Origin of the sequence: [Clostridium] clostridioforme AGR2157 (assembly GCF_000424325.1) — a bacterium.
Classification (GTDB): Bacteria; Bacillota; Clostridia; order Lachnospirales; family Lachnospiraceae; genus Enterocloster; species Enterocloster clostridioformis_A.
Genome location: NZ_AUJR01000007.1, coordinates 133,946 through 150,155, shown reverse-complemented (window position 1 = coordinate 150,155; position 16,210 = coordinate 133,946). Strand labels below are relative to the sequence as shown.

Below are 16,210 nucleotides of genomic sequence, written 5' to 3'. Positions count from 1 at the left end.
CAACATGTATAATCAGAAACGGGCTTTTCGTATGTCCTGTAAACTGGTTTCCTGCATTCACAGGCATTGTGTCTTTACCATTCCTGAAGAACTCCGCATCTTTTTTCTTAAGGACCATTCCCTTCTTAACTGCCTGTTTCATTCGGTCAGGGATGTCATCCTGCGTATGTTCTTCAAGCTTAACAAGTCCGAAAACTTTACTCCTGGCTTTATCTGCGTCCTGCATACCTTCGGGAGGGATTTGAAATGGAATCCTTATATCCATGCCCTGATTTCCCAAGGCGGGGCTGGTAACTTCACTGCCTGGCGCCCTCATACTCATTTTGATTATCGTTTCCTGCGCCTGGCTTTCCGTAAAGTCCTGCAGCTCTCCCTTAAACTGAGCCCGTCTGCACCATAAACAGGAAAAAAATCTCCGGAAATGTTTATCCCCTCAGAAACAGCGTTATCTTTCCAGGCTTCTGGATTGGCGTAATTCAATCCTTCTGGCTTTTGGCTATGATCCGCTCAGATGCCCGGAGTGTGGCACTTCTATGTTGGTTTTAGAAGTTTACCACAAAAAAACTGCATCAGATAGTGCAGCCTAAACCAAAAACAAAAAACTACATAGGCAACGTCATGGCGAAGTTACATCTTCGCTCTTTTGCTATGCCATTTTTTATTTCAAGTCATACACCATTTTGGCCGATTTGCGAAGTTTCCTGAAAAGCAAAAAAGAGAAGCCCTACGGCTTCTCTTCCATTTTCCCATAAACCTCAGTATCTGCTTTCTGTCTCAGTGTGTTCGGCCCCAGATACTCGCCATCGTGCCATCTGGGATTGAATGTCTCTACATTCTTTGCCTGCTCTTCCAGTTCTTTTGTGGATTTCTGCTCTCCCTGCTTCATTATCATCACCTCTGGGATAGTATGTACCATGACAGTCCGAAATATGTATTGGATATACATTCTCAAAAAACCCAAACCTGGTAAACCTTTGTGTTAAAAAATCCAGGCCCACCGCGCCATTGCGGTAAGCCTGGATAAAAAGGGGAGGATAAAGATTTTATTATTATCGAACCTATCAAACTCTATACCTTCTGTATTAATCCGTTTCACGGTTTTATCAATCTCATTTTGCAGCCGTTTTTCGCTTATGGGTGTGCCGTCTGGTAGGTGAAATATATATCCATCCATCCGCAACACCTTTTCTCCGTAAACCTGTTTCTGTCTGTCAATAATAGTTATATGTAGCGATTGAAACAATTGTCATATATGATAACCGTCCCAACTTTCACCTGATTATATACTGTTCCATTCAGGTTATAAACCATGTAGAAATGACCAAGCTAATGGGCGGAAACGGAGCCGTTATGGCACAGTCAGAAGTTTACACCGCACTGCAGCAGGGCGTTATCGATGCTGCGGAAAACAGTGAGCTGGTTTACCGTGACTTTAAGAACTATGAGGTAGCGCCTTACTATGCCTACACCCGCCACATTGTTCACCCGAACGTCGTCCCGGAATCGGATAGCCCGCCTTCACCTGCTGCCGTTTCCATTCTGTGGACAGTTGCAGCCAGCCGCAGATTTTCTCAGAAGAAAATGGCAGGAAAGGATACAAAAGAACCGTTGTAATCCATGGCTGGGACGGCTTTGCCTTTGCTTCCGGACTTTTTTATGCTTTCTTTACCCTGATGTCAGGCTGACCGACACGGATAACGGAACGGCCGCTTCACCGTCTGCCTTCAGGATGGGAATATTTCCGCCGCCCTGCCTTCATCTGTCCAGTGATATTGATTTTTCAATTATGCTTGCCAATTCTTTTGAAAATGCTGTCAACGGCTGCATGAAGCTGTCGGATCCAAAGCAGCGGGAAATCAGGGTTACCTGCCTGGAAGAAAATCAGATGCTGTACGAGATCGCTAATACCTGTCTGGAGGAAGCTATTGTTTTTGATGAAAATCATTTTCCTCTTTCCCAAAACCCCGGCCATGGCATCGGCACGCGCAGTATTATAGCCTTTGCCCAGAAAAATAACGCAGCCCTGGATTATCAGATCGAAGACGGCTTTTTCAGGCTCCGCATACTTTTTCCTCCAACACACGCAGCAGAAGCTTCCCAATAAAGGCCGACAGTCAAATTGACTGCCGGCCTTCCCGGATATAAACAGAATCGTTTCATAGAATACACATAACACCAATTTCCTGCAATTTATGCTGAACTTCTCAGCGTTTCCACGCCCTGTACATTCTTTCATAGGCTTTCTCCAGCAGGCTTCTGGGTGACGCTAGATTCAGCCTGACATAGCCGTTGCCGTCTTCCCCAAACACGCTTCCCATATATACGGATACGTTGGCCTCCTGCAGGAACCACTGCTCCAGTTCTTCTTCACTCATGCCGGTCTTTTGGTAATCAATCCATAACAGATAGGTTCCCTCTCTGGGCATGATATGAAAATCAGGGAAATGCTCAGCAAAAAACTTCCGGGTATATGTTTCATTATCATCAATATACTTCTTCACCGCCTCGTACCAGTCATCGCATTCCGTATACGCCTTTTCCACGGCGGTTACCGCAAAAATCGTAGGGTTATGCATGCCGATCCGGTCAATATCCGCGGCTATCCGGCTGCGAAGCTCCTCATTGGGAATTATCATATAGGAAACGATAACACCCGGGATGTTGAAGGTCTTTGCAGGCGAGGTGGCCACAATCAGCCTGTTGTTGATGTCCTCCGTAACGGAAAGGGTAGTCTGGTGCTTCACGCCTTCCGCCGTCAGATCCCCGTGGATTTCATCCGAGAAAAGAATCAGCTTGTGCTTTTTACAGAAGTCTGCGGCCTGCGCCAGTTCTTCCTTCGTCCAGGAGCGTCCGGTAGGATTGTGGGGATTGCACATGATCAGCATTTTCGTCCGCTCGTCCACCAGGCTTTCCATGTGGTCAAAATCCAGTTCATACCGATCCCCGTTTCTTTTCAGCGGGCTGGAAAGCATCCGCCTTCCGTTCTTGAGGATCGCGCTGCGCAGCGGGCCGTAGGCAGGCGTGTTCATGATAACGCCGTCGCCCGCTTCCGTATAGGTCTCCACACAGATGCTGGATGCGATATTGATTCTGGGGCAGAATACGATCCACTCCCTGGGCACCTCCAGGCCATACTGCTTCAGATACCAGCGCTGAATGCTTTCGTAAAACTTATCGCTCAAATCCGTGTAGCCCAGGACACCCATGTCAAGCACATCGCGCAGCCCGTCAAGGATGGGCGCCGGCGCCCTGAAATCCATGTCCGCAACACCCAGATGAATCATACCTTCACGGCCGTATTTTTTATCCATGGTATCCCATTTTCCGCAGTTTGTATTCCTGCGGTCCGTCATAGTGTCAAAATCAAAATGCATTCCCATAGAATAACCTCCTCCCGGAACAGCGTTTATGCCGCATCGTCTTCTTTCTGAAGCGCCAGATATTCCTCATAATAATCATCGCCGGGCTTGATTTTGGCAATGCCGAAGCCGGTGAAGCCCCAGATGATTGCAAATATCACGCCGGTGTAGCACAGGATTGCCCAGGGCAGATAGGAAAGCGTGGGCACGCCCAGTGTCGTTGCCATGTAAACGCCTGCTGCCGTCCAGGGAACGATGGGCTCCACAACGGTTGCAGAGTCTTCCAGCGTTCTGGAAAGGTTCTTGGGCTGCAGGCCTTTCTTAATATAAGTCTTGGAGAACATTTCTCCGGGAATCAGGATGGAGAGCTGTCCGTTGCTTGTAACAAAAACTGCGGTAATACAGGAAACAATTGTGGATACAATCAGGCCGCCCGTGCTCTTTACGGACTTCATCAGCTTATTCAGCACAATATCAAGGGAGCCTGTAACAGCCAGTGTTCCGGCGAACCCATATGCACAGAATGCAATCAGAACCGTATTCAGCATGGAAAGCATGCCGCCGCGTTCCAGCAGCCTCGGGATATCGGGAATCAGGGCCGCCGCATCAAAACCGGCTTTGGTAACCATATCAAGGCTGAAACCGCTGATAGCCGCGGTAAAGCACTGCTGCAGGGAAAAGCCCTGGAAAATGGTGGCGTTAAAGAAAGCGACCACACTGGAAATCAGCATTACCGGAATGGTAGGCTTCTTGCGGATGGAACCGTACAGTACGATAACCGGAGGCAGAATTACAAGCGGATTGAACCGGAACATCCCTTCCAACGTTGTCAGAATGGTATCCACCTTTTCAGGAGTTGCCACCGCACCGCCGCCTGCCAGTGAAAATCCGGCTACGGTATAAACGATCAGACAGATAATACAGCCGGGAATCGTTGTGTAAAACATATGTCCGATATGGTCATACAGCTTGGAGCCTGCTGCGATGGGGGCAAGGTTGGTGGTATCGGAAAGCGGAGACATCTTGTCGCCGAAATACGCACCGGATACAACAGCGCCTGCCACCAGCGGAAGCGGAGCGCCCATACCTGCCGCAACCCCCATTAAGGCCACGCCGATGGTTCCCGCGGATCCCCAGGAAGTACCGGTACAAAGGGAAACCACTGCCGTTACCAGAAAGGAAGTAACTGCGATGTAACGGGGGCTGATGATTTTCAGTCCGTAATAAACCATCATCGGGATGGTACCGCCGATCATCCAGGAACCAATCAGGAAGCCTACAATAATCAAAATGAAAATAGCCGGCATCGTCTTGGAAAGCTTTCCAACGATGGAATTCATAATGTCATCCCAGGTATAGCCCAGATAAACGGCAATTACCGCCGCCACCGCCGCGGATACCAGCATCAGAACCTCAGGGCTTAAGCCCATTACCGCATAGCCTACACCCAGCAGCAGAATCATTGCCAGAATCGGGAGCACTGCCAGGAAAAAACCCGGTTTCTTTTTTTCTTTTACTTTTCTTTCACTCATGGATACATTCCCCTCCGTATGCACAATACACTCTCCGCATTGTGTCAACTCACTTGTTCTTACGCAACGCTGCACTACTGCTTTACGGCCATTCAGACTGTCAAGCTGCCGCCCTGCTTTTCAACAGCTGCGATAACTTCCACTTCGCACAGTACATTCTTCGGAAGCGCCTTCACCGCCACACAGGAACGCGCCGGCTTCCCGGTAAAATACTTTCCGTACACCTCATTGAATGCGGCAAAGTCTCCCATGTCGCTCAGGAAACAGGTCGTCTTGATAACAGACGCAAAATCCGTTCCCGCTTCCTCAAGCACTGCTCCCACGTTCTTCATTACCTGCTCTGCCTGAGCCGTAATGTCTCCCTGAACTACCTCTCCGACAGCCGGGTCCACCGGGATTTGTCCTGAACTGAACAAAAGTTCATTGAACAGGATCGCCTGGGAATAAGGCCCAATTGCCTCCGGAGCTTTTTTTGTGTAAATTTTTTTCAGCACTTTTTCCACCTCTTTCTTTGTTTTTGTTTGATAACTGCATTATATCAATAAAATATATTTTAGTCAATACACTTTTGTTTATTAATTCTGTATATTTATTAAAAATTATTTCACTAATTTCTTGCACATTTCCCTCCACTCCCTTATAATAGAATCAGAAAGCGGCGCTGAAATATTTTTCACTAATTGACATTATTTAAATTCTTATTTTACCGTAACTGTTAAGTTCTCCAGCTAACATTATTCCCTGCCGCTTTCACCAAAGCTTATCTATAATAGGTATTCCGAAGCCACCCCGGGTCCCGGCCGTTTTCCAGGCTGCCGCAGCCGGAAAACGGCCGGGACCGTCCGGAAGGCCGCGAAATCACTATCACAGACAAACTATCCCGAAAGGCACAGGTGATAACTATGGATACCCCTTTTATTGAACTTACCCCAACTGACAGACAGATTCTGAACTCCTACGCCCACATGCTTGACGGACTGGGCGCTTATCTGGGCGAAGGCTATGAGCTGGTGCTTCACAGCCTAGAAAGCCTGGATCATTCCGTCATAAAGATAATCAACGGACATTATACCAGCAGGAAAGAAGGCTCGCCCATCACGGATCTGGCCCTGAAAATGCTGGGCGAACTGGAAAAGGATCCGGGCCGAACGGTTTCCCCCTATTATAATACGAACAAATCCGGCTCCGTCCTCCGTTCCTGCACCATCCCCATCACAGGGGAACACGGGCGTATTATCGGCCTGCTCTGCATGAACTTCCACATGGAAATCCCTCTTTCCAGCATCCTGCAGACCTTGGTGCCGCCCCAGAGTACGGTTACGACGGCAGCCCCGGCGGAGACCTTCTCCGAGAGCATTGATGACTTAATCCTCTCCTCTCTTTCCGAAACGAAGGAGGCCGTTTACGGTGACCCGAATATCACCTCCGCCAATAAAAATAAAGAGATCGTTTTTCAGCTTTACCAACGCGGTATTTTCAATCTGAAGGATGCTGTAATCAAGGTGGCCGAACAGCTGAATATTTCAAAAAACACAGTATACATGCACATCAGGAACTTCAAAAACCAGAGCTGAAGTCCTTTTGCACCAGTTTACTGTGCTTCTTTCGAGTAAGCCGTCAGAATATGCCCGGATAGATTGAGAGCAGAATGGGTTGTCTGACATATCCTGGTTATGTGTTTGTTCACTTCATGGATAGAGGTTTAACTAAAGGGAAAGAAATGAGAAAGTTGTAGAATCCGCACCGGATTTTTCACATTTTTTCTTCCCGATAAGTCAATCGAGTAGGAGGTAGGCGATTATTTCGCCTACCGGCCTCTCACACCACCGTGCGTACCTTTCGGTACACGGCGGTTCAATCAACTTAACAAGTGACACACCTTGCGTGCATAATCTTTTCATGCTCCCGATTTTGAAATAGTTTATCCAACCTCGGATAAGCTGGTTGAGTTTCTGAACCTTATAGCGCGCCCATGGCGCGCAAACAAAATCAGCCCCAGCACGCCATTGCGCCGGAGCTGATTTAAAAAGGGGAGGATAAGTATTAATTATTTTCTCTTTGGTGTATACTCCTATTATGGCCCCATCCCAAATAATTATACACATCCGATAAATTTTTTAATTTATTTTCTCCTCCCCGATTCTTCCTGTCATCCCCGCTCCCCTGTATCCAGTTTTATTCCGCCAAATCCCTACAATATCATCATCAGTGTCCCGGTAATCAGCACCGTGCTGATAACCACGGACATGGAGTTGACCGCGCTTGCCAGTCCCACATCCGAATCCAGGTTTCCTGTAAATGCAGGAGCGGCAGATGACATCGGGCTAAGGGCAAGTATGGTCAGTGCCTGCCTGTATTCTATCCCAAAAGGCAGCAGGAAGTAAAAGACCAGTGCCAGTACAATGGCCAATGAATACCGGGCCGCAAGTATTTTCACGATTTTCCCGGGCTGGCTGCTGTCCCCGTTTAACTTAAATCCAACCCCAATCATGAGCATGGCCATAAATGCATTTGCATTTCCAATAACTCCGGTAAATGAGGTAATGGGTGCCGGCAGTCCCACATGGAAAAGCGACAGCACGGTCATAAGCAGATATGCGTCAAAGGGAATGGATTTAAGCAGAGTCTTTATAACCGGCAAAATGCTGAACCTGGCGTTTTTCTCCATTGTCACCACTGCCACGCTGTAGGCCCCGCCCAGGCAGATAAACGCATTTCCGGAATCAAACAGGCTGGTCGCCACCACGCCAACGGGGCCCAGGAAGCTCTGGGCAAAGGGAATGGTAAAATTACCTATATTGTATCCGGGCAAATTCAGTATGTTGAATGCCCGTTCTTCCCGGTCCTTTCCGATACTTATGAAAAAGGCCATGCTGATATACAGGATTCCTCCGCCAAATCCCAGCAGTGTCATCACCAGCATGGACGGCTTCAGGTCAATCCCTGAAAAATTAGAAATAATTGCTGCGGGAAGGGTTATCTTAAGTACGATTTTGGATAAGACATAAAAATCTTCCTCCTTAAAAAAAACTGCCCTTCTCAGCAGATTTCCCATTATTATGACGGCCACAAAAGAGCCGGCCTTCATTAACACTTCTGCCATTTTATCATTTCTCCCATCCGTTTACTCTTCCCGCCCCGGCTTTTGATTTAAAAATTCATTTCGCAAGTCCTAGTTATAATATCAAAAACAGCGGCAGACTGCAATAACAAATCAATATCGGGCAGACAAATCCGGAGAAAATCCCGAACAGCCCAAGTATAGCCGAGGGACAGAAAGAAAGACCGGCCGCCCACCCTGGCGCCGGTCTCTCCAAACCCTTCATGAAACAACGCACGCTTACTTACATGCGTCCCAATCCTCTGCCTCCTGTACAGGCAGCTTCGTACTCCGAATTTCCGTGCCGCCTATACATATCCCAGCAGTCCCGGCAGCCACATGGACAGAATCGGAACATAGGATACAAGCAGCAGCACAACGAATATGGCTGCAAAATACAATAACAGCGGTTTAATTACATTTTCAATCTTGGTCTTACCCACTTTTACACCCACAAACAGCGTGGTTCCTACCGGAGGCGTGATGGTTCCGATACACAGGTTGAATATCATCATGATACCAAAGTGTACGGTATTCATACCCAGAGCCTGGCAGATTGGCAGGAAGATAGGTGTGAAGATAAGGCAGGCAGGCGTCATGTCCATGAATGTTCCGATAATCAGCAGGAGGATATTGATGATGAAAAGAATCACATACCGGTTGTTGCTGATACCTAACATTGCCTCTGATACGGCTGTGGGGATTCCTGTAAAGGCCATGACCCAGCTCATGATGCTGGACACGCCAATCAGGAAAATAATGATGCCTGTCATCTCCGCGCTGTCCAGGAAAATCTTAGGCAGCTCAGAGAACTTGATGGACTTATAGAAGAACAGGGACAGAATCAGGCTGTACACCACTGCCACCACGCTTCCCTCAGTTGCGGTAAAAATACCGCTGATGATACCTCCGATAACAATGACAATCATCAGCAGACAGGGAACGGCCTGGAAGAATACCTTTGCCTTTTCACTGTTAGAGTATTTCTTTGTGCTGCGGTACCCTTTCTTCTTTGCAAAATAGAGGATAACCGCCATACAGGCAAGGCCCCAGAGGATGCCCGGAATGTATCCTGCCATGAACAGGGCTGCCACCGAAGTGCCGCCGCTGACCAGGGAGTAGGTAATCATTACATTGCTTGGAGGAATCAGAAGGCCGGTAGGAGCCGTGGCAATATTAGCCGCAGCAGAGAAATCCCTATCATATCCTTCCTCTTCCTCAATGGGTCCTATAATGGAACCCATGGCGGAGGCAGCCGCGGTACCTGAACCGGATATGGCGCCGAACAGCATGTTTGCCACAGCATTGGTATGAGCCAGCGCACCCGGAATGCTTCCTGTAAAAAGCTTTGCAAAGTTAATGAGACGGACGGCTATACCTCCCTTATTCATGATATTTCCTGCCAGGATAAAAAACGGAATGGCAAGAAGGCTGAATACGGATATGCCTGAAAAGATTCTCTGTGCGCCGGTAAGCACGGCTGCTCCCGTATTGAGCACCGGAAGAATGGCACAGATGGATGACACTGCCAGGGCTACCGCAATGGGAACCCCCGCTAAGAGCATCACGACTAAAAGCACCAAAATAATCAGTCCGCAGACTACTGCTATATTCATACTCCTGCATCCTCCTTTTTGCTGAAATCCGTGTGCAGCATGTCTGCCGCGTTCATCAGACTGAACATCATGATGATGATGCCTGTCACAGGTACAATCACATAGATATATCCCATGGGCACCCTGAGGGACGCGGTGGTCTGGATCATGGTCAGCTTTGTGATGGAGATACCGCCGTACACCATGACCACACCGGCAAAGGCAAAGGTCAGCAGGTCGATGATGACTTCCAGGTATTTCCTGGCGGAACCGCTAATCTTATCTGCCAGAAATCCCATCCTCATATGGTCCCTTTTGCCGAACACATAGGCGGAAGCCAGCAGGGCCATCCATGTGAAGCTGTAGGTCAGAAGCTCCTCGGAAACAGTACTGGGCTTATTGAAGAAGTAGCGGGTAACAATCTGGTAGGTTCCGATTATGGTCATCAGCATAAACAGGCAGATGATGAAAATTCCCAGAACCTGCATGATTCTGGCTCTCACTTTATGCATTGTCTCCATCCTACTTTCCCCCCTTCGCTTTTTCATTTATTTCCTGGATATGATTGTACAGGTCCACAATCTTAGGATTATCGTTTAACATAGTCTCGTGAAGAGGCAGCACCTTCTGTTTGAAAGCATCCACGTCCACATCTATAAATTCCACGCCCATTTTATTCTGTGCAATATCCTTGGCTTCCTCAATGCTCTTATCCCACTCCTCAAGCTCCACCTCTGTGGACAGGGCTGCCGCGTCCTTGAATATCTGGTATTCCTCAGGGCTTAAGCCGTTTAAGAATTTCAGGTTGGCAACCAGCATATCCGGCACCATCTGGTGCTTATTATAGGCATAATACTTGGCAACCTCGCCGTGCTTGTTGTTGGTAAGCGCCAGCTCATTGTTCTCCGCACCGTCGATGACGCCCTGCTGGATGGCCGTATATACCTCACCGAATCCCATGGGGGCTGCCGCTGCTCCGAAGGCATTGACCATGGCCACGCTGGCCGGGCTCTGCTGAACCCTTATTTTCTTTCCCTTTAAGTCATCAGGGGTATGAATAGGAGTCTTGGCATAAAAATTCCTGACGCCTGCATTGTACCAGGTAACTACCCTGAATCCGGCTTCGTCCGTGGACTCATAAATCTTTTCCATGTAATCCGTATCCTGCATAACAGACTTGTACACATCCTCTGAGTCGAAAAGATAGGGCATACTGAAAATCTCGTATACGCCTGCAAACGTCTCAAGATTGGCGGTTCCGGCCACAACAAAGTCAATGGCCCCTGTCTGGGTCAGTTCAATGGCCTTCTGGGCAGAACCCAGGATTTCATTGGGGAATATCTGAACCTCGTACTTGTCCCCCAGCCGTTCCTCCACATATTCCTTAAAAGCCAGAAGCCCTATATGCTCCGGATGTGTCTCTGACTGGGCATGGGATACACGGATAATCCGTTTTCCGGAAGTCACTGAGCCACAGCCTGTAAGACCTGCTGCTACAGCAGACGCAAGCGCGGCAGCCGCCACTCTCTTTATGAATTTTCTCACTATTTTCATTCCTTTCCCTTTATACGGCAAACTCTTTTGTTTCAATACATCCCAGGAACCTGCGTTCCTGTTTATTCTGGACTGAAATACTGTTTCCCATACCGCAAAACGGCGGCCTTTTGCTGCCCGTTGCCCGGCTCTGTAAGAGTCCCGGCCTTTTTCTCCACAACAAAAGCCCCTTAGCTATCAACCAGAAAACGTTAAGATTTTTTGGCGCCTTCTTAACACTTTCTTAATTATATAGCCAAGGGCTTTTATTTTGTACCGTAAAAGTTTGTCATACAGGAAGAAGATTTTGTCCTCCCCCATTTTTTTCTAGCTGCCTTCGCACAAATGTACAAAAACCTTTCTCTATTTTTGTGCAGTCTCACTATCCCTATACTCGGATGGTATCATTCCGGTCATGCGCTTGAACACTTTTGCAAAATAATTGGAATCATAATACCCTACCTGCATACTCACATCCTTGACACTGATGCTCCTGTCCTTCAGCAGTTTCTTAGCCTCGTTGACCCTGATACCGGTGAGGTAGGATGTGAAATTCTGGTCAAAGCATTGTTTGAACAGCTTGCAGAAATAGGCGTCTGAATAATTCATCATTCTGGCCGCATCCTGCATGGATATTTCCTTCATATAATTATTCCTTATATATTCCCGTATGGTTTCCGCCACCTGGGCCAGGCGCCCGTCCCCGTCGTCCCTGGGCACGGCTTCAGCATGTTCTCCTGTGCGGATGTCCGGACCAGGGATGTCCGTACCAGCCAGCCGTTTATCCGTCAGCCGCATGGCCTCCTCCATGACAGCCACCAGCTCTTCCTCCTCGCATGGCTTCAGCAGATAATCCAGGGCCCGTATGACAATGGCCCTCTTGGCATAGGAAAACTCATCATACGCTGTCAGGAAAATGATAATACAGTTCTCATCCAGGCTGCGGATGTGTTCTGCCGCCTCCACCCCGTTCATCTCCGGCATGGATATGTCCATGACAACGATATGGCTTTTTTCTCTCTTGAATGTTTCCAGGGCCTCTGCCCCGTTCACTGCCTCGCTGATATCCAGGCAGCCGCAAAAATGCCTCTTAAGGCGCTTGGCCAGCGCCATCCGTTCAATCTGTTCGTCATCCGCCAGCAATACACGATACATATACCTCATCCTTTCGTCCTGTCATCAGGGTGTAAAGGCCATCTGCACGACCGTCCCCCGTCCCTCACTGCTGTATATGAAAACCTCGCCGTCCTGGTACATTCCATGGACCCTGCGGTAAATATTCCCTACGCCCACGCCGGCTGCCTTATCCTCGCCCCTTGCCAGGGCACGACGTATTTCCTCCAGCCGTTCCGGGTCCATTCCCCGCCCTGTATCAGCCACCGATATCCAGAGCCGCCTTCCCTCCATCCAGGAACGGACATGTATCCTTCCCCCCTGTCCTTTGGGGGAAATACCGTGGATGATGGCATTTTCCACCAGGGGCTGCAGGGCGAAGGAAGGCACCAGCACCTCCAGGGTATCCGGCTTACAGTCAGTGTCATAGCGGATTCTCTGTCCGAACCGCATCTGCTGTAAATACATGTAGTCCTGCACCACCTTAAGCTCCCGCTCCAGGGGCATCACGGAGTCCGTGGATTTCAGGTTATAGCGGAACAGCCGGCTCAGGGCATTAATCATCTTCTCCGTGGTGGCCGCATCCTCTATCTGGGCCGTGCTGGCAATCATATTCAGGGTATTAAACAGAAAATGAGGATTTATCTGGTTTTTCAGCATCTGAAGCCGCACCTCGTCCAGCTGCTTCTCCATCTTGTGCTTTTCCGTCAGGGCTTCTATATATCCCCTGGTGCTGGCCTTCATGGTGCAAAAGGCCCTGACCAGGCTGGCAATCTCATCACCGCCCTCCGCATGGGTGTCCGGGCCTGTGAAGTCATTTTCCCCAATCCGTCTGGAGTCCTCCGCCAGCTCCACCATGGGGCGGACAATGTTTCTCTGTACGGAGCGGTTCAGCCATCTTACCATCAAAAGGGCTGCCGCGCCCCACAGGATGCTGACTGCCGGCACGATAATTAAAAGAGGCCGCTGCATCTCATACCGCTCATTGCCCGACTCCACGGTCATCTGTTCCAGACGGCCAGCATGGGTTGCCAGATATCCCTGAACCCGGTAAATGGTATAGAGGCGGTCCAGGTAATCCGGAGTCCCTTCCTCCATCTCCAGGAACGCATCCCTGGCTCTGGCATAATTCTCATACATATTTAAAATGGACCAGGTGGCTCCATACCGGTCCGCACCAATCTCCTCATAATCAAAAGGCAGAGCCTTCAGGGCCGACCGGGTCCTGGCACAGGACATCTCATATTTCTCCCTGTTTTCAGGCGTCCTGTCCCCTGCATAATACTGGAAGGAACTGCTCTCAGCATCCATAGCCGACCAGAAAGCCAGGCTCCGCGAATTGCCCATGAGCAAATCCCCGAATCCCTTCATCCCATAGCCGGCAACCAGCATCACCGCTGTTATGGACAGGATGACCACGGCGGCCGTGGAAATGGTAATCCATCTGACCTTCCGCTCCAGGGAGCAGGACATCCAAATACCATGCAGTTTTCTTCCTTGCCTTTCTTCCATGCAGTCTACCTCCATCGTTCATAGCTTATTCTATAATAGATTTTACTATTTTGGAAGAGACAAACCAAAAACATGGCGGAACTTTGTATTTCTCCGCAGCAAAAAACGCCTGCAGCCAGTAAGACCATCTGCCTTTTACTGACACAGGCGTTCTCCTGCGTTCTCCGGCCATAAGCCGCGGACCATCACAGCAGCTGGTCCTTTTCAGAAGGCACATACACTGCAATATCCTCAATATCGCAGTCCAGTATCCTGCAAAGGTCGTTCACAGTCTTCATGGATATGTCCATGTTGTGTTTCAGCCTGTGAAGGGTACTGTCCGACACGCGGTGCTTCTTTGTAAGTGTGTACCAATTTTCCCCAGATTGCTCCAGTGTCTTCCAAAATGGTGAATAATCTATCATCTTTATCTCCTGTATACGCTCAAGCCACCGAAGGGCTGGTTTCTTAGATAGATTAAGCATAAGTTAGATTTCACATCTTGAATATCTTCGCAATTACGAATATACTATATAAATGTAAATGCTGTTATGTACATATTTGAAAGGCAGGGCAAAACAAATGAATTATTTCACAAAAGAAGGCATGGAAAAGCTTCTGGAGGATGAAGAGGTAGTCCGCCGTTTGACGGAGTTCATGACCATGGGTGGAGCGGCCTATTTCGAGGAGGTGCGTTCCCATCTGTCCCCTGAGGAGCTGGAAGAATATCTGGATGAGAATCCGGATGAGAGAATCTATTTGAATAAGCAGGTATCCATCAGGCATATCCATCAAGCAAAAGAGCGGCCTGTCAAATGACAAACCGCCCTTCTTCATTTTCTTCCTCAAAGTAATCCTTATAGTCCACCTCAATGGAATGGCGCATACGTTTCATGCTGTAATAGAGATGTTCCTTCAAGGCTTCCTCCAGCCCTTTTTCATTTTTAACCACAATCAGGCGGAATAAATCCTCATGCTCGCCGATGATGCGCATGAAATCAGTTTCCGTGATAAAGTCCAGCATCCTGAACCTGGTATAGTGGAGCTGCTGGGCCTGGAGCATCTCCCACAGCTTCTGGCGCCTGACGGCCGCAAACCAGATGGAGTGCATCTGCGCGTCCATACGGTAAAACTGCTCCGGCTCAAATCCCGGTTCCCTGATAATGGCCCGCTGCTGCGCAATACTGTGGCGGATGTCCTCAATGACCATGGGAGTCCGGACTTCCAGGAAATCCCTGAGCACCATGGTCTCCACGGCCACGCGCATGTATATCATCTGTTTGATGTTATCCAGGCTCAGAAGGGTCACGTAGGTGCCGCGGTATGGAATAGTCTCCGCAAACCCCTGCTCCTGCAAAAGCCGGAGTGCGTCACGCACCGGCGTCCTGGACACCCCAAAGCGCTCGCATATATCATTCTCACTAATCATCTGGCCTGGCTTAAGCCTTAAATCCAGGATTTCCTGCTTAAGCGTCTCGTATACAAGCTCTCCCCGGTTCTTGAAGTTCATCTCTCCCATGGCTGGACCCCCTTATCAATACCCGCATACAGCACAGGCATAAAATGCCGTTCTTCTTATCAAACAGTCCGGCCGCATCAAAAGCTGCCGGACTGCCAACTGGTCTATATTATAAATGATTCCCCTGCAAAATTCAAGCCGGATTATTTGGGCTGCTTGCCGATGTAAGCCAGGATTCCTCCGTCCACATACAGCACCAGGCCGTTGACGAAATTGGAGGCGTCGGAAGCCAGGAATACAGCAGGTCCGCCCAGGTCCTCGGCCTCGCCCCAGCGCCCTGCCGGAGTCTTGCTTACGATAAACTGGTCAAATGGGTGTCTGGAGCCGTCAGGCTGAATCTCGCGCAGCGGAGCGGTCTGAGGGGTGGCAATGTAGCCAGGCCCGATGCCGTTGCACTGGATGTTGTACCCGCCGTACTCGGAAGCAATGTTCTTGGTCAGCATCTTAAGGCCGCCCTTGGCTGCGGCGTATGCGGATACGGTCTCACGGCCAAGCTCGCTCATCATGGAGCAGATGTTGATAATTTTTCCGTGACCCTTCTTAATCATGCTGGGGATAACTGCCTTGGACACGATGAATGGTGCGTTCAGATCCACGTCAATGACCTGTCTGAACTCGGCAGCCGTCATATCGCACATGGGAATCCTTTTGATGATGCCGGCATTGTTCACCAGAATGTCCACCACGCCTACTTCCTTCTCAATCTTTCCAACCATCTCATTGACAGCGTCCTCATTGGTCACGTCGCACACATAGCCGTGTGCTTCGATTCCCTCTTCCCTGTAAGCTGCCAGTCCCTTGTCAACCAGCTCCTGCTTGATATCATTGAACACGATGGTGGCGCCTGCGCCTGCCATGGCCCTGGCGATGGCAAAGCCGATTCCGTAGGACGCGCCTGTAATCAGGGCTACCTTGCCCTCCAGTGAAAAGTTATTTAAATAATCTGCCATTTCTTTTTCCTCCTTGTT

At 49.2% G+C, this 16,210-nt stretch carries 18 protein-coding genes and 1 pseudogene; 5 read left to right on the top strand and 14 right to left on the bottom strand.

Going from position 1 to position 16,210, the window contains the following annotated elements:
- Positions 1-355, top strand: a pseudogene (locus G614_RS34950) (transposase); the annotation flags it as partial.
- A 369-nt stretch (positions 356-724) separates the two neighbouring features.
- On the opposite strand, the gene G614_RS31900 reads toward G614_RS34950, so the two are convergent.
- Positions 725-886 carry a hypothetical protein gene (locus G614_RS31900; RefSeq protein WP_166430216.1) on the bottom strand — a complete coding sequence of 54 codons (162 nt, stop codon included), beginning with the start codon at positions 884-886 and terminating at the stop codon, positions 725-727.
- A 431-nt stretch (positions 887-1,317) separates the two neighbouring features.
- Between G614_RS31900 and G614_RS34945 the strand changes: the two genes are divergently transcribed.
- Both G614_RS34945 and G614_RS34940 read left to right on the top strand, forming a co-directional pair.
- Entirely contained in the window at positions 1,318-1,614 is a 297-nt protein-coding gene (locus G614_RS34945) for a hypothetical protein (RefSeq protein WP_278245977.1), read from the top strand.
- Between the two features lie 115 nt (positions 1,615-1,729).
- On the top strand, positions 1,730-2,104 hold the full coding sequence (locus G614_RS34940) for a GHKL domain-containing protein (RefSeq protein ID WP_027641004.1): 375 nt from the start codon (positions 1,730-1,732) through the stop codon (positions 2,102-2,104).
- Positions 2,105-2,204: 100 nt separating this feature from the next.
- Here the strand turns inward: G614_RS34940 and G614_RS0104595 are convergent, their stop codons facing one another.
- The 3 genes from G614_RS0104595 to G614_RS0104585 form a co-directional block, all read right to left on the bottom strand.
- On the bottom strand, positions 2,205-3,380 hold the full coding sequence (locus tag G614_RS0104595) for a MalY/PatB family protein (protein WP_027641003.1): 1,176 nt from the start codon (positions 3,378-3,380) through the stop codon (positions 2,205-2,207).
- 26 nt (positions 3,381-3,406) lie between these two features.
- On the bottom strand, positions 3,407-4,891 hold the full coding sequence (gene nhaC, locus G614_RS0104590) for a Na+/H+ antiporter NhaC (RefSeq protein ID WP_027641002.1): 1,485 nt from the start codon (positions 4,889-4,891) through the stop codon (positions 3,407-3,409).
- Between the two features lie 92 nt (positions 4,892-4,983).
- Positions 4,984-5,385, bottom strand: a complete 402-nt coding sequence (locus G614_RS0104585; RefSeq protein WP_027641001.1) for a RidA family protein — start codon at positions 5,383-5,385, stop codon at positions 4,984-4,986.
- Between the two features lie 408 nt (positions 5,386-5,793).
- Here G614_RS0104585 and G614_RS0104580 point away from each other — a divergent pair, with 408 nt between their 5' ends.
- A complete protein-coding gene (locus G614_RS0104580; RefSeq protein WP_044917408.1) occupies positions 5,794-6,465 on the top strand; it encodes a helix-turn-helix transcriptional regulator in 672 nt (223 codons plus the stop codon).
- Between the two features lie 201 nt (positions 6,466-6,666).
- Here the strand turns inward: G614_RS0104580 and G614_RS34935 are convergent, their stop codons facing one another.
- From G614_RS34935 to G614_RS0104530, 8 genes are all read right to left on the bottom strand, one after another.
- Complete coding sequence (locus G614_RS34935; protein ID WP_027640999.1) at positions 6,667-6,996, bottom strand: group II intron maturase-specific domain-containing protein; 330 nt, start codon at positions 6,994-6,996, stop codon at positions 6,667-6,669.
- An 86-nt stretch (positions 6,997-7,082) separates the two neighbouring features.
- A complete protein-coding gene (locus G614_RS0104570) occupies positions 7,083-7,994 on the bottom strand; it encodes an AEC family transporter (protein ID WP_027640998.1) in 912 nt (303 codons plus the stop codon).
- A 305-nt stretch (positions 7,995-8,299) separates the two neighbouring features.
- Positions 8,300-9,607: a TRAP transporter large permease gene (locus G614_RS0104560; RefSeq protein WP_027640996.1), complete on the bottom strand. Its 1,308-nt coding sequence runs from the start codon at positions 9,605-9,607 to the stop codon at positions 8,300-8,302.
- Positions 9,604-10,107 (bottom strand): TRAP transporter small permease, encoded by a 504-nt coding sequence (locus G614_RS0104555; RefSeq protein ID WP_027640995.1) that lies wholly within the window; start codon positions 10,105-10,107, stop codon positions 9,604-9,606. The genes G614_RS0104560 and G614_RS0104555 overlap by 4 nt, the downstream gene beginning before the upstream one ends.
- A 1-nt stretch (position 10,108) precedes the next feature.
- Complete coding sequence (locus G614_RS0104550) at positions 10,109-11,140, bottom strand: TRAP transporter substrate-binding protein (RefSeq protein WP_044917406.1); 1,032 nt, start codon at positions 11,138-11,140, stop codon at positions 10,109-10,111.
- Positions 11,141-11,482: 342 nt separating this feature from the next.
- Positions 11,483-12,274, bottom strand: a complete 792-nt coding sequence (locus G614_RS0104540; RefSeq protein WP_027640993.1) for a response regulator transcription factor — start codon at positions 12,272-12,274, stop codon at positions 11,483-11,485.
- 24 nt (positions 12,275-12,298) lie between these two features.
- Positions 12,299-13,744 (bottom strand): sensor histidine kinase, encoded by a 1,446-nt coding sequence (locus G614_RS0104535; protein WP_027640992.1) that lies wholly within the window; start codon positions 13,742-13,744, stop codon positions 12,299-12,301.
- A gap of 185 nt (positions 13,745-13,929) precedes the next feature.
- On the bottom strand, positions 13,930-14,148 hold the full coding sequence (locus tag G614_RS0104530; protein ID WP_027640991.1) for a helix-turn-helix domain-containing protein: 219 nt from the start codon (positions 14,146-14,148) through the stop codon (positions 13,930-13,932).
- Between the two features lie 157 nt (positions 14,149-14,305).
- On the opposite strand from G614_RS0104530, the gene G614_RS26775 reads away from it, so the two are divergent.
- On the top strand, positions 14,306-14,542 hold the full coding sequence (locus G614_RS26775; protein WP_044917404.1) for a hypothetical protein: 237 nt from the start codon (positions 14,306-14,308) through the stop codon (positions 14,540-14,542).
- On the opposite strand, the gene G614_RS0104520 is transcribed toward G614_RS26775, so the two are convergent.
- Both G614_RS0104520 and G614_RS0104515 read right to left on the bottom strand, forming a co-directional pair.
- On the bottom strand, positions 14,535-15,242 hold the full coding sequence (locus G614_RS0104520) for a GntR family transcriptional regulator (RefSeq protein WP_027640990.1): 708 nt from the start codon (positions 15,240-15,242) through the stop codon (positions 14,535-14,537). The two genes, G614_RS26775 and G614_RS0104520, sit on opposite strands and share 8 nt — an antisense overlap.
- A 143-nt stretch (positions 15,243-15,385) precedes the next feature.
- Positions 15,386-16,192: a gluconate 5-dehydrogenase gene (locus G614_RS0104515; protein ID WP_027640989.1), complete on the bottom strand. Its 807-nt coding sequence runs from the start codon at positions 16,190-16,192 to the stop codon at positions 15,386-15,388.
- Between the last annotated feature and the right edge of the window lie 18 nt (positions 16,193-16,210).